At 64.3% G+C, this 19405-nt stretch carries 14 protein-coding genes and 2 pseudogenes; 3 read left to right on the forward strand and 13 right to left on the reverse strand.

Features of this window, described 5'->3' with window-relative positions; translation table 11 throughout:
• The 3 genes and pseudogenes from A3CW_RS49065 to A3CW_RS0139040 all read left to right on the forward strand — a co-directional run.
• Positions 1–360, forward strand: a pseudogene (locus A3CW_RS49065) (amidohydrolase family protein); the annotation flags it as partial.
• 938 nt (positions 361–1298) lie between these two features.
• Positions 1299–3092 (forward strand): B12-binding domain-containing radical SAM protein, encoded by a 1794-nt coding sequence (locus A3CW_RS49070; RefSeq protein WP_035515263.1) that lies wholly within the window; start codon positions 1299–1301, stop codon positions 3090–3092.
• Positions 2998–3903 carry a substrate-binding domain-containing protein gene (locus A3CW_RS0139040; RefSeq protein WP_154678173.1) on the forward strand — a complete coding sequence of 302 codons (906 nt, stop codon included), beginning with the start codon at positions 2998–3000 and terminating at the stop codon, positions 3901–3903. The genes A3CW_RS49070 and A3CW_RS0139040 overlap by 95 nt, the downstream gene beginning before the upstream one ends.
• A gap of 87 nt (positions 3904–3990) precedes the next feature.
• Here A3CW_RS0139040 and A3CW_RS0139045 read toward each other — a convergent pair whose 3' ends face one another.
• From A3CW_RS0139045 to A3CW_RS0139100, 13 genes and pseudogenes are all read right to left on the reverse strand, one after another.
• On the reverse strand, positions 3991–4854 hold the full coding sequence (locus A3CW_RS0139045) for an isocitrate lyase/PEP mutase family protein (RefSeq protein WP_028208382.1): 864 nt from the start codon (positions 4852–4854) through the stop codon (positions 3991–3993).
• On the reverse strand, positions 4851–6263 hold the full coding sequence (locus A3CW_RS0139050) for an FAD-dependent oxidoreductase (protein ID WP_028208383.1): 1413 nt from the start codon (positions 6261–6263) through the stop codon (positions 4851–4853). The genes A3CW_RS0139045 and A3CW_RS0139050 overlap by 4 nt, the downstream gene beginning before the upstream one ends.
• The gene (locus tag A3CW_RS0139055; protein ID WP_028208384.1) at positions 6260–6880 is read right to left on the reverse strand and encodes a cysteine hydrolase family protein; all 621 of its coding nucleotides are present in this window, start codon (positions 6878–6880) and stop codon (positions 6260–6262) included. Before A3CW_RS0139055 ends, A3CW_RS0139050 begins: the two co-directional genes overlap by 4 nt.
• Before the next feature lie 10 nt (positions 6881–6890).
• On the reverse strand, positions 6891–8966 hold the full coding sequence (locus tag A3CW_RS0139060; protein WP_028208385.1) for a hydantoinase/oxoprolinase family protein: 2076 nt from the start codon (positions 8964–8966) through the stop codon (positions 6891–6893).
• Positions 8963–10678: a hydantoinase B/oxoprolinase family protein gene (locus A3CW_RS0139065; RefSeq protein WP_028208386.1), complete on the reverse strand. Its 1716-nt coding sequence runs from the start codon at positions 10676–10678 to the stop codon at positions 8963–8965. Before A3CW_RS0139065 ends, A3CW_RS0139060 begins: the two co-directional genes overlap by 4 nt.
• Entirely contained in the window at positions 10672–11217 is a 546-nt protein-coding gene (locus tag A3CW_RS0139070; RefSeq protein WP_051482019.1) for a LeuD/DmdB family oxidoreductase small subunit, read from the reverse strand. The genes A3CW_RS0139065 and A3CW_RS0139070 overlap by 7 nt, the downstream gene beginning before the upstream one ends.
• Before the next feature lie 4 nt (positions 11218–11221).
• Positions 11222–12481: a 3-isopropylmalate dehydratase large subunit gene (locus A3CW_RS0139075; RefSeq protein ID WP_211254123.1), complete on the reverse strand. Its 1260-nt coding sequence runs from the start codon at positions 12479–12481 to the stop codon at positions 11222–11224.
• Between the two features lie 73 nt (positions 12482–12554).
• On the reverse strand, positions 12555–13355 hold the full coding sequence (locus tag A3CW_RS0139080; RefSeq protein WP_028208389.1) for a GntR family transcriptional regulator: 801 nt from the start codon (positions 13353–13355) through the stop codon (positions 12555–12557).
• Positions 13356–13552: 197 nt separating this feature from the next.
• Entirely contained in the window at positions 13553–14464 is a 912-nt protein-coding gene (locus A3CW_RS53665) for an MmgE/PrpD family protein (RefSeq protein ID WP_211254124.1), read from the reverse strand.
• Positions 14465–14481: 17 nt separating this feature from the next.
• Positions 14482–14958, reverse strand: a pseudogene (locus A3CW_RS54625) (MmgE/PrpD family protein); the annotation flags it as partial.
• A gap of 17 nt (positions 14959–14975) precedes the next feature.
• Positions 14976–16322 (reverse strand): MFS transporter, encoded by a 1347-nt coding sequence (locus tag A3CW_RS49080; protein ID WP_051482020.1) that lies wholly within the window; start codon positions 16320–16322, stop codon positions 14976–14978.
• 586 nt (positions 16323–16908) lie between these two features.
• Positions 16909–17688, reverse strand: a complete 780-nt coding sequence (locus tag A3CW_RS0139095; protein ID WP_028208390.1) for a GntR family transcriptional regulator — start codon at positions 17686–17688, stop codon at positions 16909–16911.
• A gap of 213 nt (positions 17689–17901) precedes the next feature.
• Entirely contained in the window at positions 17902–19068 is a 1167-nt protein-coding gene (locus A3CW_RS0139100; protein ID WP_028208391.1) for a porin, read from the reverse strand.
• Between the last annotated feature and the right edge of the window lie 337 nt (positions 19069–19405).

Here is a 19405-nt window from a genome sequence, read left to right on the forward strand (position 1 = left end):
ACATGGTTGAGTACACAACCATTCGTGAACGAGGACGACGTCGGGCCGCTAGCGGGACCGATCCTCGACAAGTTCCGGGAAGTCATCGTGGGGACCGACAACTTGTACAAGCTCGCACGCAAGCACGAACTCAAGGTGGCGTTCGGGACCGACCTGATCTTCTCACCGGCCGTGACGGCGCGCCAAGGTTTGATGATCGGCAATATGGCCCGCTGGTACAGCGGCTCCGAGACTTTGCGGATGGTGACGGGGGGAAACGGGGAGTTGCTTGCGCTCTCCGGCGAGCGCAACCCCTATCCCGCCAAACTGGGGGTGCTGGAGCGGGGGGGCATGGGCCGATTTGCTGGTCGTCGACGGTAACCCACTCGACAACGTGGCATTGCTCGCCGATCCCGAGAAGAACCTGAAACTGATCATGAAGGATGGGCGCATCTACAAGGATGCCATGCGGACCTAGATCTGCCTGTACAGGTTGTTGACCAGGTGAAGGCGAATCATGCCGGCGGAGAGCTGGAGCAGCGCAGCGTGAATATCGAGCCAACATTCGAAGTGACAACCGGAGGAAGCGGCACCGATCAGCTGACAGCGGGATGAATGCGATCGTCTCGTAACAGCCCGTTGTCTGACCTGAGCCGACGTTTGAATCTCGGTCAAAATCTCCTGGTGAGCGGCAGGAGGTGGCCGCACTGCGTCCCACGACCGGGCACGGCCGGCGTCCCGGATGCGTGTCTCATGCAAAGGGCATGGGTCGACCCGTTGCTTCCGGTCGACCCGGTGTTCCCTCAACGGCAATTTTAAAAGGTACATCGGCCGTTCGCGTGGTCCGATTAGCGGGGGGCTTGTTCGGACGATTCCGTCCGCCAGGCAAAATATATGTATCTCGCGGGTCCGGACACCAAAGCCGATGATGCGAGGCGCCGAGTTCTCAAGCTGCTCGAGGATCGCATGCAAACGCTGCGTCCTTTCGCCGTTGCCAATCCTGACGAAGAGGAGTCTGCTGATCCTGAACTTGACGCCGCTGACCCATTGAAGGGATTCGGTAAGCCGGAACAACGAAAACGTGTCGAGCAAGCCGCGGAAAACCACTCATTGCCCACTACACTCAATTCAGATGGAGCCCATGCCGTCTCCTCGTCGATTTGCGCCTGGCGGCCGCGGAATTGTAAACACAGCAGGGGGCCAGGCGGGTAGGATGCGCGTTGTTGTACTGCGTGCCAGTTCACCATCCAACTCCAGTTTTCGGAAGACGGATGACCTTCACGGTTTTGTGACTCCCAGACAGGGCTACAGGGCAGACCATGGACACGATGTACTCGATTTCTGACAGTCTTCGATTCTCTCTCGTCCTCATCAAGCCGACCCATTACGACGACGACGGCTACCCGATCCAGTGGCTCCGCTCGGTCATGCCTTCCAATACACTCGCCTGTATGTATGCGCTCGCTGATGACGCGCGAAAGAGAAACCTGCTGGGCCCCGACGTCCAGTTTGAGATCGAAACATGCGACGAAACCAACCAGCGGGTGTGGCCAGAGCGCATCATTCGTGACCTGAAGGCAAAGGGCGGAAGATCGATGATTGGTCTGGTCGGTGTGCAGTCGAACCAGTACCCGCGCGCACTCGACCTCGCCCGCCAGTTCCGTGCCGCAGGCTTGCCGGTTGCGATCGGTGGCTTCCACGTTTCTGGCTGCATCTCCATGCTGCCGGAGATGCCCGCTGAGCTTAAGGAAGCGCAAGCAATGGGTGTGGCGCTCTTCGCTGGGGAGACCGAGGGGCGGCGTCTTGATGAGGTCCTTCTCGACGCGTGGAACGGTGCAATGAAGCCCTTGTATAATTTCATGGACACGTTACCGTCGCTCGAAGGTGCTCCCCAGCCCTTCTTGCCGCGCAGGCATATCGAACGCACGGCAGGTACCTATACCTCGGTTGACCTCGGTCGTGGTTGCCCGTATCAGTGCTCGTTTTGCACCATCATCAACGTGCAGGGGCACAAGAGTCGCTTTCGCACCCCTGACGATCTCGAAAAGATCATCCGCGAGAACGCAAAGCAGGGCATCGACCGGTTCTTCGTCACGGATGATAATTTCGCTCGCAACCACGACTGGGAAATCCTTCTCGACCGCATCATCGAACTTCGGGAAAAGGAAGGCATTCACTGCGGCTTCACGATCCAGGTCGACACGCTCTGTCACAAGATTCCAAACTTCATCGAGAAGGCAACGCGCGCGGGCGTACGTCGCGTGTTCATCGGGCTTGAGAATATCAATCCCGAGAATCTGATCGCGGCCAAGAAGCGGCAGAACAAGATCACCGAATACCGCGCCATGCTGCAGAAGTGGCGCGCCCACGGCGCGATTACCTACGCTGGCTATATCATCGGATTCCCGGCGGACACGAAAGAATCGATCCTGCGCGACATCGAGATCATCAAGCGTGAATTGCCAATCGACATTCTCGAATTCTTCATGCTTACCCCGCTTCCGGGCTCCGAGGATCATCAGACGATGGTAAGGAACGCTGAATGGATGGACCCGGACATCAACAAATACGACACCAACCACCGGGTCACGCACCACCCGAAAATGTCGGACGCTGAATGGGAAGAAGCGTATCGGTGCGCCTGGAGCGCGTTTTACTCGTACGAGCACATCCGCACTATCGTCAAGCGGGCAGCGCAGATCCCGAACGGCCGACCGAAGACGATCATGCGCACAATCGCCTGGTTCAGACTGATGATCGAACACGAGGGTGTGCATCCGCTCGAAGGGGGAGCCCTGCGAATGAAACACCGCCGTGACCGCCGTTGGGGGCTACCGGTCGAATCGCCGCTTCGCTTCTATCCGCGCTACTGGAGTGAGACCGCTGTCAAGTTGACAAAATATCTGCGCTTCTACCTCAGGACAGAGGCGACCCTCAGGGAAGTCATGAAGGCACCGGAACGTTACGCCTACACGGATATCGCCATCACGCCGCTGCAGGAAGAGGAGTTCGAGCAGCTTGGACTCTTTCACGCCACGAGCGGCGGCGAGGCAGCGCTGGCTGTCCACCACCGGCGTATTGCTATCCGGTCATCGGGCCCGTCTGCAGCGTGATATCGTTGACAATGTCATCCAGTTTTCCTGGGCATCTACCTGTTTTCTGGTCTGGCAGGCTGTTGAAATAGCTCCCGCCGTCGTTCAGAAGCCGCCGTCGCTCACGCCAATGGGAGTACAGGCTCTAGATCGCTGCCGGGAAATCCTGGATGGTTTCGCGCAGTTGAAATCCCTGGCCGCTACGCCCGAGCCGGAAGGCGTGTTTCGGCTGGGTCTCGTCAACGGACTCGCCGACGCGAGCCTGGCCGAGCGCGTGGCGGCCGTCATTGCGCGATTCCCTCGTCTCTCGCTTCGTCTGAAGTCCGGCTGGAGCAACGAACTGGCAGAGCAGCACCGCATGGGAATGCTGGACGCCGCGATCATCCTCGCCGGCGAAGACGTGGTTCATCACGCGGAGCCGATAGGGCAGGAAAGCCTCGTGGCGGTCGGCGCGCGCGGTCTTGCCGCAGCGCCCGACAGGTGGAAACGCCTTGGCTGGATTCTGAGCCCCGAACCGTGCGATGGGCGCCGCAGCCTCGCGAGGCGTCTCGCGCTAGACGACCGACCGCTGGTCGTGACAGCCGAAATCGAGCATCAGGGGCTCCAGACGGAACTTGTGCGCCAGGGCGTCGGCCTCGGGCTGATGCCAGAACGGTCGCTCGGAGCACCGAAATTGACCGGCATCGAGCCAATCATTGGCGCCTGCGGAACGCTGCGTTTTAACGTGCTGCTGCTGCGTTCGCCACATCTGGGACAGATGGGGAGGGTCGCGGACGCGATCGCCGAGGAGATGGGCGAAAGTTGGCTCGAAAAGACAAAAACATCTGGCTGAACTGGTATGTTCTTCGGCGCGCACGGTGGTGCGGCGGAATTGACTCAAATCCCCGCCGTCCAACAACCGCCCCGCGCTGCGTTTCTGCTATGCGTAGCGCTTCGCCTCCTGCAGCAATTCAGATGTCCCGATCACTGCATTGAGGCCGTCGAAATCGAGCATCCTTGCGCGCCAGTCGGCGGTCGATCCCGACGCGCGCAGCGTGGCGTAATACCCTTGCAGCGTGTGCGCCACCGCGCGCGCCGTGCCGCCAGGAAAGATCACGATGCCAAAGCCGAGTTCGGCGAGCGCCGACACGCTTTGCACCGGCGTCTTGCCGCCTTCGACCATGTTCGCGAGCAGCGGCACGCGCCCGGCGAAGCGCGTGCAGGCCGTTGCCATTTGCTCCTGCGTGCGTAGCGCTTCGATGAAAAGCGCGTCCGCGCCGGCTTCCAGGTAGTGCTCCGCGCGCTCGAGCGCGGCTTCGAATCCTTCCACGGCCACGGCGTCCGTGCGGGCGAGGATCAGCGTGCACGGGTCGTGGCGTGCGTCCACTGCGGCGCGCACCTTGCCAGCCATTTCCTGCACGCTCACCACTCCTTTGCCGTCCAGATGTCCGCAGCGTTTCGGGAAGGTCTGGTCTTCGAGCTGGATCATCGCGGCGCCGGCGCGCTCGAAGCCGCGTACCGTGCGCTTCACGTTGAGCGCGTTGCCAAAGCCGGTGTCCGCGTCGACGATCACAGGCAGCGCGACGCGATCTGCAATGCGCGCGAGTGTGTCTTCCACCTCGGGATAAGTGGTGAGGCCTACGTCCGAGCGGCCGAGCCGCGTATAGGCGATCGAGGCGCCCGAGAGATAAAGCGCTTCGAAGCCCGCTTGCGCGGCGATCAACGCAGAAAGCGCGTCATAAACGCCGGGCGCGAGCAACACCCCTTCGCCAAGCCTCGCTTCAAGTGACGGCGATGTCGTCATGCTGTGGACTCCTTTTCATTGGATATTGAGCGTTGCGCGATTACAGTTTGCGCCGCGATATGGCCGCCCGCGACCGCCGAGAGCAGGCCGTTGCCGGAGAGGTAACCCCAGACGGCATTACCCGAAACGCCACGCGCGGCGCCGCCCGCGGCCAGCAGGTTAGGCAACGGCGTGCCGTTTTCGCGCAGCACACGGCAGTGCGCGTCGATGTCGAGACCGCCTTGTGTGTGAAAGAGCGCGCCGGTTACTTTCACGGCGTACCAGGGCGCCTGGAGCGCGCGCGTGAACTGGCGCCCGTCCGGCGCCGTGACGCCGGGCACGATGCTCTCGAACGTGGCGCGCAGTGCGGCAGCGTCGCATCCGATGATCGCTGCCAGCGCATCCACGTTTTCGGCGGTTTTCAGCGCGCCGGCCGCCTCGGCTTCGCAGAAGTCTGGAAACGTGCGCGCGAGCGCGAGCGTCTGGGCGTCGAACACGTTCCACGCCACGCCGCCCGGTTGGGCAAGCACGTGAACGGCCGCTTCGGAATAGCCGTGCGTCTCGTCGTGGAAGCGCTGGCCCGCGCGGTTGATCTGTACGCCGCCATCCATGATCACGGCCCACGAAATCAGAATGCCGTGCGGGCTCGCCCACGAGCCGTGGCCCTGGTAGCCGCCCAGGTCGGCTTCGCCCGCGTCGAGCTGGCGGCCCCACAGCAGCGCACTGCCGTCGTTGCCTTCGTGGCCGCCGTAGACGGCTTCGGCCATCTCCGGCAACAGCGCCTCGCGCAACGCCGCATTACCGCCAAAGCCGTTGCAGGCAAGTAGCACCGTGTCGCAGAGCAGGTATTCCATCGTGCCGTCGGGCCGCTCGCCGCCAACCGCCACGACGCGCGCGTCGTCGTCCACCCAGAGTTCGCGCACCAGCGTACGCGTGAGGATCGCCGCATCGGTGGCGGCAACGGCGCGCTCCAGCGCCGCCATGAGCGCCGCACCGGTGCGCTCTGGCAGGCTGTGCATGCGCCGCGCGGTGTGGCCCGGATACAGGAAGCCGTCGAGAATCTCGAATTCGAGGCCGTGGCGCGCGAGCGCGTCGATGGCCGCGCCCGAAGCCTCGCTATAGGCGCGCACGAGATGCGGCGCGGCCGTGCCTTCGGTCTTGCCGAGGATGTCGGCGGCGAAGCGTTCGGGGTTGTCGTCGATGCCCGCGTCGCGCTGCACTGCGCTGGCCGCCGCCGGGATGAAACCGGAGGAGAGCGCAGTTGACCCTCTTGGCGCGGCGTCGCGTTCGAGCAGCACGCAGTCGATGCCGGCGTCCTGCAGCGCGAGCGCGGCGGTGAGTCCGCAGGCCCCCGCACCGACGATCACGACACTCACATGGGGCAGGTCGGCAGTGCCCGGCAGCCCGCGTTTGACGATAGGCGCGCTCATGTCGCGAGCCGGCCCGCGAAGGCCTCGCAAGTGGTGACGTCCGCCACGGTGCGCAGATCGGCTAGCGCCGCCTCGTGCGCCGTTTGCGTCGACGCCGCACAGCCGTCCGCAAGCACGAGCACGCGATAGTCGCGCATATGTGCGTCGCGCGCCGTGCTGGCCACGCCGCCGTTGGTGACGATGCCGCACACCGCCACGGTGGCGATGCCCGCGCGGCGCAGCACCCAGTCGAGCTGCGTGTTGAAGAACGCCGAGTAGGCGACTTTCCACACGCTGGCGTCGACGTATTGGGCCAGTTCGGGCAAGGTGGCGTGACTGGCGGAGCCAGCCACGAAATCGCCGCGCGCGAGGAACGGGCGCAACTGCCGCAGGTGGGGCGAGATCATGGGCTCGCCGTTGGCGTCGGGCCACAGCGTGAACTGGCTCGCCGCGACGTAGCCGCCCGCCGCCTTGAGCTGGCGGGCGAGGGGTGCTACGCGTGCAGGCAGCGCGCGAGCCTCGGGCGCCACCGCGCCGCCGCGATCGTAGGCGCCGCCCGCGCCAATGAAGTCATGCTGCAGATCGACGATCACGAGCGCTGTGCGCCGCGCGTCGATGCGGGTGTCGTGTGCTGTCATGGCGTGTCCGTCAGATCGCTTCGCGTGTGATGAGGAGGTTGCCGAGCGCATCCACCCGGGCGCTAAAGCCGGGCTCCAGCCAGATGGTGGTGTCCGACTGCTCGAGAATGGCGGGCCCGCTCACGGCCGCGTCCACGGGCAGTGCGAGACGCTCGTAGCGCGTGGCTTCCCACCACTGGCCCGCGTGATAGACCTGCTGCGTGCCGAGCGGCGCGGGCATGTCGTTTGCCTGCGGTGCGAGCACCGCGAGGTCGAACTTCGGCCGCACGCCGATCCGCGCATAACGCAGGTTCAGAATGCGCACGGGAATGCCGTCGAGCGCGCGCCCGAACGCTTCGCGATAGATCGTCTCGAACGCGCGCGCGATGCCCGCGCGATCGAGCGTGTCGCGCGTCACCGGCACGCGTACGGTGTGGCTTTGCCCCACGTACAGCATGTCGAGTTCGATGCTCTCGCGCACCGCCTCGAAGCGCACGCCGGCCGAGTCGAGTCGCTGCTGGCACGCCTGCGCCATGGCCTCGACGCGCGCGTTCAGATCGTCGACATCAAGCGCGGCGAGCGGCTGGTTGAGCGTCTGGACGCCGTCGTGCCGCATGTCAGCGATCACGCAACCGAGCGCCGAGGTCACGCCCGGGTAGCGCGGCACGATGCCCGTGGTAGTGCCCACCTCTCGCATCATCGCGCATGCATGCAGCGCGCCGCCGCCGCCAAAGGGCATGTAGGCGAACTGGCGCGGGTCGTGCCCGCGCTCGATCGAAACGAGGCGAATGGCGCCCGCCATACGCGCATTGGCGACGGTAAGAATCGCTTCGGCGGCGGCGTGTACGTCGAGACCGAGCGGCGCGGCAACGTGCGTGCGGATCGCTTCGGCTGCGCGTTCGCTGTCGAGCTTCGCGAGCAGGCCGCCGCCAAGCGGGCGGTCGGCGGCAATGCGCCCGAGCAGCACGTTGGCATCCGTCACGGTGGGGCGTGTGTTGCCGCGGCCGTAGCAGACTGGGCCGGGAATGCTGCCCGCCGACTCGGGGCCCACCTGGAGCAGGCCGCCCGCGTCTACGGAGGCGATCGAGCCACCGCCCGCACCGATGGTTTCGATCTGGATCATCGGCGAGCGCACCACCATGCCGAATTCGATCGAAGTCTGCGCGGAGAGCGACGCTTCGCCGCCCGCCACGAGCGAGACGTCGAATGACGTGCCGCCCATGTCGCCTGTCACGACATTGGGAAAGCCCGCCGCGCGGGCGATGGCCGCGCAGGCGATCACGCCGGCCGCCGGCCCGGAAAGGGCGGTGCGCACGGGCACATCGCTCGCCGTCTGGCGCGACATGATCCCGCCATTGCTTTGCACCACCAGCAATTCGCCGCCGAATCCTTGCGCCTTGAGGTCGCGCTCCAGCCGCCCGAGGTAGCCGCCCACGACCGGTTGCAGCGCGGCGTTGAGCGTGGCCGTCGAGCAGCGCTCGAATTCGCGGATTTCAGGTAGGACTTCGGTCGCCGCCGTGACGTTGCTGTTCGGCCAGAGTGCGCGCACGGCCGCCACGGCGCGCTGTTCGTTGACGGAGTTCGCGTAGGCGTTCACGAAGAACACGCAAACGGCTTCGCAATCCGCATCGAGGAGTGCCTGGGCGGCGGCCTTCACCTGTTCGAGGTCGACTTCGGTGTGCACGGTGCCGTCGGCGAGCACGCGCTCGTTCACTTCGAGTCGCAGGTTGCGCGGCACGACGGGTTCGAAGTCGCCGCGCAGGCCCCAGGTGGCAGGCCGGTCGCGCCGGCGCATTTCGAGCACGTCGCGAAAGCCTGCCGTCGTGATGATGCCGGTGCGCGCCACCTTGCGCTCGAGCAGCGCATTGGTGCCCACGGTGGTGCCATGCACGATGGTCGCGATGGCGCGCGCGTTGCCGGCGCTTGCACCGTCGCCCACGCGCTCGATGCCGTTCATGAAGCCGCGCGCCTCTTCGCCCCGCGTGGAGGGCACCTTGACGATGCGCGCCGCGCCGGCGGCTTCGTCGAGGACGAACAGATCGGTGAAAGTGCCCCCGACGTCGACGCCGACGACGAGCGGCGCTGCCGCGTTGATTGCTGCGCTCATGCCTGTCGCTCCTTGCTGCCTTGTATGCCGGTTATGCCGATCGTGTCGCTTTCGTCGTTCGCCGGCTGTGTCACGTAACCCATTGCCCGATCATGGCCGCGCGCCGCTGCGCTGCGCTTCGCTGGATTGCCATAGCCGCCGCCGCCCGGCGTTTCGAGGCGCACGCGCTCGCCGCGCGTGAGGCTGATGCCCAGCATCTTCGAAGCCATGGGAGGGCTGTGCCATTCCCCCTCGTGCTGATAGCGAAACACATTGGGCACCGAGGCCTCGCCGCCCGCGATGCCCTGCGGCGCCGAACGGCCGCGCTCGCCGAACACGAAAGCCTGTGCGCTCTCTTCGAGCAATTCGATCTCGTAGATGGCGCCGAGGCCACCGCGGTGCTCGCCGTCGCCCGCTGAGTCGGGGCGCAGCGCCCACTGCGTGAAGCGCACGGGGTACGCGGCTTCGAGGATCTCCACGGGCGGAATCGTCGCCGTCGAGATCGGGGCGTTGCCGTGCGAGAGGCCGTCGCCGTCGGCGTGTCCGCCGTGTCCGCCGCCGAAGAAGCTGAACATGACCCAGCGCTGGCCCTTGCGTTCCGGGTCGCTGCGGTAGCCCGCGATCGACAGCGCATTGATGGTCCCGTACGCCTGGGCCATGGCGCGCTCGGGCGCGGCCTTGGCCATTGCGCAGAAGATCACGTCGATCATGCGCAGAATGGTTTCGGTGTAGCCGCCCACCGGGCGCGGGCGCTGCGCCGAGATCAGCAGGTCGTCGGACAGTGCGAAGTCGACGGCGTCGAGCACGCCTGCATTCGCTGGCACGTCGGGGAACAGATGCTTGAGCGCCACGTAGCACGCCGCAATCGCCGTGGCGCGCGAGATGTTGACCGGCCCGAGGCAAGCGGGCGAGGTGCCCGCGAAGTCGAGCGTGAGCGTGTCGCCGGCCACGCGCATGGTGAGCGCGATGGTGAGCGGCTCGTCGCGTACGCCGTCGTTGTCGAGCGTGTCCTGGTAGGTGTATTCACCGTCGGGCAACGCGGCAATATGCGCGCGCATGAGCTTCACGGCGCGCTCGCGCAGCAGGCCGAGCGCGTCTTGCACCGTGGCGTCGCCATATACGTCGAGCAGATCGGCGAGGCGTTTCGCGCCGAGTTCAAGCGCGGCGAGCTGGCCGTTCAGGTCGCCCCACAAGCTATCGGGCAGGCGCGTGTTGGCCTTGAGAATCGCGAGCACGTCGGGGTCGAGTGTGCCGCCGCGCACGATGCGCACGGGGGGGATCTGCACGGCTTCCTGCCAGCATTCGGTGGCGGCCGGATTGTAGTTGCCCGGCACCGCGCCGCCCACATCGTGCCAGTGCGCGGCCGAAGCGAGGTAGCAGTAAAGCTTGCCGCCGCGAAACACGGGGCGCACGAGTTTGAAGTCGTTTGCGTGCGTGCCGCCTTCGTACGGGTCGTTGAAGAGCCAGACATCGCCCTCGCGCATGCCGCCGCGTTCGGCTGCCGCGCGCGCGGCAGCCTGCACGGCGAAGGCCATCGCGCCCACGAACACGGGCAGGCCCGACTTGCCCTGCACGAGCGTCGCGCCGCTCGCGGCGTCATAGATGCCGTGGCAGGCGTCGTGAGCCTCGGCGATGATCGGATTGAAGGCGCTGCGGTACAGGGTCGCGTCCATTTCGTCGGCGATCTGTTCCAGCCGGCCTTTGAGGACCGCAAGGGTGACGGGATCTAGCATGATGAAGCTCCGTTGGATTTCGGATAGCGCTGCTTGAGCAGATTCAGCAGGCCTCCGGCGTCGACCATGTCGAGGAGGAACCCCGGCACGCTTTCGCAGGCAAGGCGGCTGCCGTCGGCGCGTTCGATGTAGCCTTCGCGCGGTGCGAGCGCGAGGGCTTCGCCCTCGGCAATGCACGGCGCGTCGGCGCAGGTGAGCAGCAAGAGCCCCACGTTGAAGGCGTTGCGGAAAAAGAGACCGCTGAACGACGGCGCGATGACCGCGCGCACGCCGAGTTGCACGAGGGCGGCAGGGGCTTGCTCGCGCGAGGAGCCGATGCCGAAGCCGGGCCCCGCCACGAGCACGTCACCTGGCTGCACGTTGGCGGCAAACTCGGGGCGCACGCGTTGCAGGCAGTGGCGCGCGATCTCGTCGATGCCGAATTTCATGTAGGCGCCGGGCGCGAGCGCATCGGTGTCGATGTCGGCGCCCACGCACCAGGCGCGATGACGCGTGTCGAGCGCCGAGGCTGCGGAAGAAGTATGGACTGCGAAATTCATTGGCTCAGGCAAGCATGTCGCGCGCGTCGGCGATACGACCGGCGAGCGCGGCCGCGGCGACGGAGTAGGGGGACCCCAGGTAGACCTGGGCCGTTTCGGCGCCCATGCGCCCTTTGAAATTGCGCGCCGTGCTCGAGAGCACGGTAGCGCCTTCGGGAATCGAACCGCCGTAGCCGGCGCACGCTCCGCACGAATTGGCGAGCACCTGTGCGCCCGCTTCGCGCAGCACGTCCATCACGCCTTCGCGCGCCGCCTGCGCTTCGTCGCGCGCCGAAGCGGGCGCGACCACAAAGCGCAGCCCGTCGGCCACGCGGCGGCCCTTAAGCACGCGGGCCGCGGCGCGCAGGTCTTCGAGCTTCGCGCCCGTGCAGGCACCGAGGTACGCAACGTCCACGGCCACGCCGTCGAACGCGTGCACGGGTTGCGTGTTCGCGGGGCTATGCGGCGCGGCGATCTGCGGGACGAGCGTGCTCGCGTCGAAGCAGTGGACTTCTGCGGCGGCGTCTGGGTCGCCTTGCCAGCGCACCACGTCGATCTCGTCGGTCACGCCAACCGAGCGCAGGTAATCGAGTGTCACTGCATCGGGGGCGACGAGGCCGACCTGCGAGCCCAACTCGGCGCTCATGTTCGAGAGCGTCATGCGCTCCTGCATCGAGAGCGCGCGCACCGCCTCGCCGCAGAACTCCATCGCCTGATAGCGCCCGCCATTCATGCCGAAGCGGCCGATCATGTGCAGCATCATGTCCTTGGCGGTGACGCCGTCGGCCAGCCGGCCTTCCCAGCACATCCGGATCGTTTCGGGCACCTTCACCCAGATCTCGCCCGACACCGCCACGCCCAGCATCTCTGTGCTGCCGATGCCGAACATGTACGCGCCGAACGCGCCGCCGGTGGGCGAGTGCGAGTCGCCGCCCACGCAGAACATGCCGGGGCGCAGATGGCCGTGCTCGGGCAGCACGACGTGGCAGATGCCCACGGAGTCATAGACGTTGGGCAGCGACTGCTGCGCGGCCCAGTCTCGCGCAATGCGCACGATGCGGCGCGATTCGTCGTCCTGCGCGGGCACGTAGTGGTCGAGCACGAGCACGACTCTCGATTTGTCCCACAGCGTTGCGCCGAGCGTGTCGAGCATAGGCTGGAGGCGGCGTGGGCCACTCGAATCATGGAACATCGCGAGGTCGACGCGGCAGGTGACGATTTCTCCCACGGCCACCGTGTCACGGCCGCACGCTGCGGCCAGCAGTTTTTGAGTCAGCGTTTGCATGTCGAAAATTGATTACGCTCCGGAAGAGACCGGGAAAATGCAGCATGAATCCATGAGCGTGACTCCGGAAGATTCACCAGGTTTGGACGGTCAAATCTTCGCTAACCGACACTTTGGCGTCGACGTCGCCGACGCGGGAAAGCTGCAACTGGTACTGGTAGCGATCCGGCCGGTAGAGGCCTTGCAGCAGTTGAATCGGACGGTCCTGGCTATCGCGCACGAGGCGCGTGACGGAGAGCAATGCGGAACCCACCGCCACGTCGAGATGGCGGGCGATCACGGCATCGGCCAGACGTGCCCGGATGGTTTGCGTGCTGGCGCCCAGTTCGACGCCTGCTTCCTCGAGCAAGACCAGCAGGGGCTTGCGTTCGAGCGCCTTTCGGCTGATCGGGGCGAGGCCAGCCGGCACGTGCGTGGTGATGTGCGAGATCGGCCCGGATTGAGCACTACGCACGCGAATGCTTTTATGGACGAGTGCACCCGCTTCGAGTGAAAGCGCTTTCGCGACCGCGTCGGTTGCGTGCACAACGGTACTGTCGATCACGTGCACGCGCGTGCGCAGACCCATCGTGACGATGTTGCCAAGCAGGCCGTTCAAGTGGGCGGTTTCGCGAGAATCCTGCGGTGTCTTGCCATCGCCTGCGTTGCGGGCCTGATGCAGTGGCCAGGTTCCAAGGCCGGGCCGGCGCATGATCAGCCCATCGGCTACCAGCATTTCGAGCGACTTGCGAATGGTGATGCGGCCCACGCCGAATTGATCGGCGAGATGATGTTCTCCGGGTACGCCGTCGCGATCGAAACGTCCTTCCTGCAACTGCTCACGCAGGATGAGATAGATCTGGTGATACTTGGGCAGGGGAAGAGACATATCCATGAACGGCATTTTCGAAGTGTCGTATTGTTCCGTCAACCGAACAAACCACGTCGTGAATTGTTCTATCGGGAAAACACTTAAACGGTGTTGAGTGGCTGCGTTAAGAAACGTCCTTGGTGCGGCGTTGATGCTGCACAGGGCTCTTTGGCATCACGCCTGCGCTTGCGCCACGACGCGGGTCGTGCAATGGCTTGTCGTCACCGTGCTGCGCGCGGCGGTGTTGAGAGCAGATCGATGAGCGGGCGGCAGCTTGGCGCGCGATCGATCCCCATGACAGCCCGCTCGATTTCGGCCGAAAGCGTTTTTCCCCAAACCGGGTGCGCCAGGCGCCGGAACTTCGCGACGATCGCATCGAACGAATAGGGCGTTTCGGTATCGCCCCGATTGACACGTGTTTCGCCACTCAGACGCCGGCCATGCTTGAGCGTGATGGTCAGCCGCGCCGGTCGCTCGGCGGGCAGCGCGGCCGTCATTGCCATGTCTTCGCGAATTCGGACTTTCGCTGCGATCTCGATGATCGTGGGGTTGTCGAGCGCCTCCTGGCGGAACGCTTGAGGAGACGCCTCACCGTACACGAGCGTGGTAGCCAGCGCGAAGGGAATCGAGAATTTGCCGGCAAGCATGGTGCGGGGCGTGGGCGAGTCGAGTTGCGCCGCCCAGCTATACGTGTCGACATCGATCGATTCAATGGCTTCGGGGGCAATACGCCCGCCTTCACCGTGCATCAGTGTTTGCAGCACATCGAGTGACGCATGCGTATAACGGCAGGCCGCGTGCATCTTGAAGTAATTGCGCGCAATCTCCCAGCGCTCGCCGAGGCGATCCAACATGGCGTCAGGCGAGAACTCGTCGGCGATGATGCCGCCATAGACCGTTGCGACGGCATCGGCCTCGCCAGAGAGGCCGGAGCAGGCGAGGTCCCACGCGAGCAGGCCGAGTTGATTGGATAGCCCGGCGTAGGTGTTGCGTACCGTTGCCCCTTCCAGCATCGTGCGACGGCTGGTGGCGACACCAAGGCCGGCGGAGAGGTTGATCGTGTTGGCGAAGGTTGCCGCGTCGGCATTGCGAAGCGCGCTGCCACGGCAACGGCAGCGCCTACGGTTCCCCACGTTCCATGCGGATGCATCGTGACTCGCATTTTGGCGGCGATGCCGATGCGCGAGGCGATTTCGTAGCCGAGCGCCAGTGCTCGCAGCAGCGCGAGGCCGCTCTCGTCGCGGGCGCTCGCGAACAGTGCTGGAACTACGTGGATGGCCGGGTGGCCGCGCGCGAATTGATTGCCCTCGTCGAGTTCGAGGGTCGTGCCTGCCAGCCCGCAGAGGAACGCGGCCTCGCCAGGTGTGGCGTGCCTGCCGCTACCGAGCACGAAAGCGCTCCCGCCGGTGGCGCGACGGGCGACCAGCGCCGAAACATCGCTTTCCTGCATCCCTGCCGCGATGACGCCGATGCTGTCGAGCAAGACTAGGCGGGCGCGTTCGATCACATCTTGCGGCAACGCTTGGTCTCGCTGCGAGACGGCAAAGGCGGACCAGCGCTCGAGCCATCCCGAGCGGGGCTGTGCGAGCAGTACGCTTGCCGGGACCACAGTCGTATCGGTGATCATAAGTTTTCCTGTGTGATTCAATTATCGGACACGGAAAGTTGGCGCATGCGAGAGGCGAGCACGGCGAACCAGCCGGCTACGATCAGCGGGACAGCGAAGCAGGCAAAGGTAATCCACAGCGGCAGCTTCGCGGCGAGCAGCGCGCCACCGACCATCGGGCCGATGATCGCACCGCCGCGGCCAATCCCCACGGCCCAGCCGATCCCCGAACTGCGCACGCGCGCGGGATAAAGCTGCGCCGAGAGCGAGTAGAAGGCGCTGAAGCCACCTTGAAGGGTGAAGCCCAGCCCGAACGCGGTGAGGAGGACGAAAGCGAGCGACAGGTGTTGAGCGAAAACCATCATCAAGACCGCGCACAGCGTGAAAAAGAGGGCGATCAGCTTGCCGATCGAGCGGCGCACAGCGAGCCAGCCGATAACGAGATCGCCGATCACGCCGCCGAGATTGAAGATGCTGCCCGACCACAGCCCGTTGGCCTGGCTCAGGCCCGCTACCACTGCGATTTTCGGGATCCAGCTCGTCACGAAGTAGAGGACACCGAAGCTCAGAAAGGTGGAGGCCCAGAGCGCGATCGTCGCCTGGCGCAATTCCGGCGCGAGCAGGTCGCGCGGCTTTGGCAAATTGCCTGCCATGGCGCGCGGCGGCAGCGCCGGGAGTTCAGACCATCCCATACGCCGGCGCAGGCTATTGCTGAGCGCTAGCGCTCCGGCCGGCTGGCGCGATTCGAGGAACGCCACGGATTCCGGCAGCAGCGCCCAGACGAACGGCAGCAGCACGGCACTGATTGCGCCCGCACCAATGAGGGTCGCTTTCCAGCCAAAAGCCGGGATGGTGACGATTGCGACCAGCCCCGTGGCGACGGCCCCAATCGGGTAGCCGGCCTGAAAGATGCCCACGGCAAGCGAGCGGCGTCCAGCCGGCGCATATTCGCTGACCAGCGCGGCGACGCTGGCGAGCAGCGTTCCAAGTCCGATCCCGGTTAGCGCACGCAGCGCGGAAAACACGCCAATGCTGTTGGCGAAGCCGCTGCCTACCGCGCCGATCGTCATCAGGATCAACGCCAGCAGGACGATAGGCCGCCTTCCCAGGGTGTCAGCGAAGGGGGCGACTACGACGCAGCCGACCAACATGCCGGCCAGCCCCGCGCTGAACACGACGCCGAGTGTCGCAAACCCGACGTGCCAGTCGGCCGCCATCGCTGGCGCGATATAGGACATGATGAGCAGGTCCATTCCGTCCAGTGCGTTGATGACCGTGCAGATCGCCACGACGAGGATCTGGAGCGGAGTCCAGCGGGACGTGTGCACTCGTTCCCCTTGCTGCAGGCCGGGATGCGCGTCGTTGGTGGGGAGCGTTGCGCTCATGAGCTTCCTCCGATAATTTCTTTCCCTCAACTCGCGTATCGTCGCGATGGAAAGAAGTGAAAGCAGTTTTATTTAATGTCCACGCAAGTGCGCGGGGGATTCCAGTCAAGCAAATCTGCACAGCAACAAAAGATGATTCGAAACGCCGGATTAATTGATTCGTACTACATAGAAAGATAACGTGTGTTTAGTGCTTGTTCACGATTTCCAGTCTCAACGGATGCGGAAAATGTGGAAAGGAGCGAGGCTTGTCCTATGAAAATCATTCTCGATGTGCCATATTGGTTCGTCAATGGAACAAAGAATGTATTGAAATGTTCTGTAGGGAAAACAACTAGGCTGGAATGCCCGCGCGACGCCATGGAGCGTGACGATCGACTAGACAGAGCCTCATAAATCGCCATGGAGACGAATCTGTGAGGCCCAGTTTCTATGGTCAATGGAACAAACGGGCTGGGGGATACCTTATAGGGCAAATCCCCAGTGGGGTGCCGCGATGGCGATGCAAGATCGAGTCACGTCAGATATCAAAGGACTATTTAGGTAATCCGGGAATGAAGGCGCGCGGAAGCGTTAGGGCAGACAGCTATTCGCTCACTGAAATTTTGGCGTCGATGTCGCCAACGCGTGAAAGCTGCATCTGGTATTGATAGCGGTCTGGCCGATACAGGCCTTGCAACAACTGCACTGGGCGTTCGTTCATGTCGCGCACAAGACGCGTGACGGCGAGCAGCGCCGAGCCGACCGCCACGTCCAGGTGCCGTGCGACGTTGGCGTCGGCAAGCCGTGCGCTGACGGTTTGTGTGGCGGCGCCCAGTTTGACGCCGGCCTCTTCGAGTAGCACGAGCAGCGGCTTGCGTTCGAGTTCCTTGTGGCTGATCGGCGCGAGGCCGTGCGGCACGTGGGTCGTAATATGGGAAATCGGGCCCGCCTGGGCGCTGCGCACGCGAATGGACTTGTGTACCGGTGCGCCCACTTCAAGGCCGAGCGCTTCAGCAATCGCTTCGCTAGCATTGACAACGGTGCTGTCGATCACCTGCACACGGGTGCGCAAACCCATGGTGAGGATATTGCCGAGCAAGCCGCTGAGATGCGCTTTTTCGCGCGAAGTACCGGGCGTCTTGCCACCGCCGGTGGGCTGGCCTTCATGGAGCGGCCAGGTGCCTAGCCCCGGGCGGCGCACAATGAGGCGATCCGCGACGAGCATTTGGAGCGCCTTGCGTATCGTGACGCGGCCCACGCCGAACTGTTCGGCCAACTGGTGCTCACCGGGCACGCCGTCGCGATCGAACTGCCCCTCCTGCAGCTGTTCACGCAAGACGAGGTAGATCTGGTGATACTTCGGCAGGGGCAGAGACATATCCATGGCGTCGATTCTCGAAGTGTCATATTGTCCCGTCAATGGAACAAAATGCGCATGGAAATGTTCTATGGGGAAAACCCCTAAACGTCCCTGCCGTAATCCAAAAATGCCATCGGCGGCCGCTTGCGCGCTGCACGATGGCCTTGTACATGCAGAAGGCACGCATGACGTCGCAGGTGCAAGTCATGCGGTACCGCTCGCGGAAGAGGCGAGCGCCTAGAAGCGGTGGCGCAGGCCGACGTAGTAACTCATCTGGTTGTCGTGGCCGTTGAGCTTCACGCCGGAGCCACCCGTCCAGTTCGTCGTCGTGGTGCCGAACAGACCCGACCAGCCGCCGTCCACGCGGTCATAAGCGGTGGCGAAATAGACATCGGTGCGCTTGGAAAGGAAGTAGTCGACCACACCGTAAAGCGTCTGCCGCTTGCCGCTGAAGTTGCTCGCGGTCGTGTTGTTGTACATGTACGCGCCGATCAGTTGCCACGCGGGCGCGGGCGTGTAGCTCGCGCCGAGTGTGAAGAACTGGTCGCGCCGCGCCTCCGAGAAGACCGAGCCCATAGCGGCCACGGTTGTGGGCGTGGCGGCCGTGCTCATGTTCGTGATCGAGGCGTAGTCGGTGCCGCCGTTGGTCACATCGAAACCGGCATCGCGCTGGCTCTGGAGATAGTCCGCGTGCAGTTTCAGCGCACCGAGCGAGACCTTCGCGCCGAGCGACCAGGTTTTTGCCGAGCGGCTTTGCGAATCACGCGTTTGCTGAAGCTGCCCGGTGAAGACGTTGTCGCCGCGCGCGTACGAGAGGCCGCCTGAAGCCGACGAGCGCGCGGAGTTGTGCCCCGCGACGCCACCAAACGCATACTGGAGATTCACACCTAGCGGGCCGAACTTCTTCGTCCAGGTGAGCGCGTTGTCGTAGCGCTGACCGGTGAGGAACACGAGCCACGAGTTGGTGGGCGGCGCGCCGATAAAAATCGGATCGACATTGGAGATGGCCACCACCGCGCCGGTGTACTGGCGGCCCATATCGATCTCACCCCACGCGCCCTGCAAACCCACGAATGCCTGGCGGCCGAATAGCTGTCCCTGCTGGTCGAAGGTTCCCTTGTTCGAATTGAAACCGTTTTCGAGCACGAAGTGCGTCTTCACGCCACCACCGAGGTCTTCGAAACCCTGCAAACCAAAGCGGCTCGCGGAGAGAAAGCCTTCGCCGGCCTGGTTCATCGAAACGACACTGCGGCCCGATGGGTCGGCGTGATTTTGTACGACGATGGCAGATTCAATGACGCCATAGAGCGTCACGCTCGACTGGGCCATTGCGGGAGCGGCACAGGTGGCCAAGAGCACGGTGGCACCTGCCACGACTGGCCTGTTGCGTGAGATTCGATTCATGTTCTTTTACGCCTGGATGGGAAAATGCGTGAATAACGCCGTCGCCGCCGTTTGCGTTGCGCGCGTGCGCGCAGCCGCGACGCGTGCCGGAACACGCATCGGCGGTGACTAATACATATCAGCGGAAATCGGGCAGCGAATGGCGCGCACACCGCGCGCGCGAATCACTCGCGTTGAACGCGAGCGATTAAATGAGAACGGACCAAAGACATGAAAAACACCGTGCAAGTCATCACGGTTGCGACTCTATGAGGGCCGATATGTAGCGTCAATGGAACAAATGCGCTGGGGAATGTTCTATCGGGCAAATCCCTGGAATTTGGCCAAGCGCAGTTTT

It is taken from the genome of Paraburkholderia nodosa DSM 21604 (assembly GCF_000519185.1).
In the GTDB taxonomy this organism is placed as follows: Bacteria; Pseudomonadota; Gammaproteobacteria; order Burkholderiales; family Burkholderiaceae; genus Paraburkholderia; species Paraburkholderia nodosa.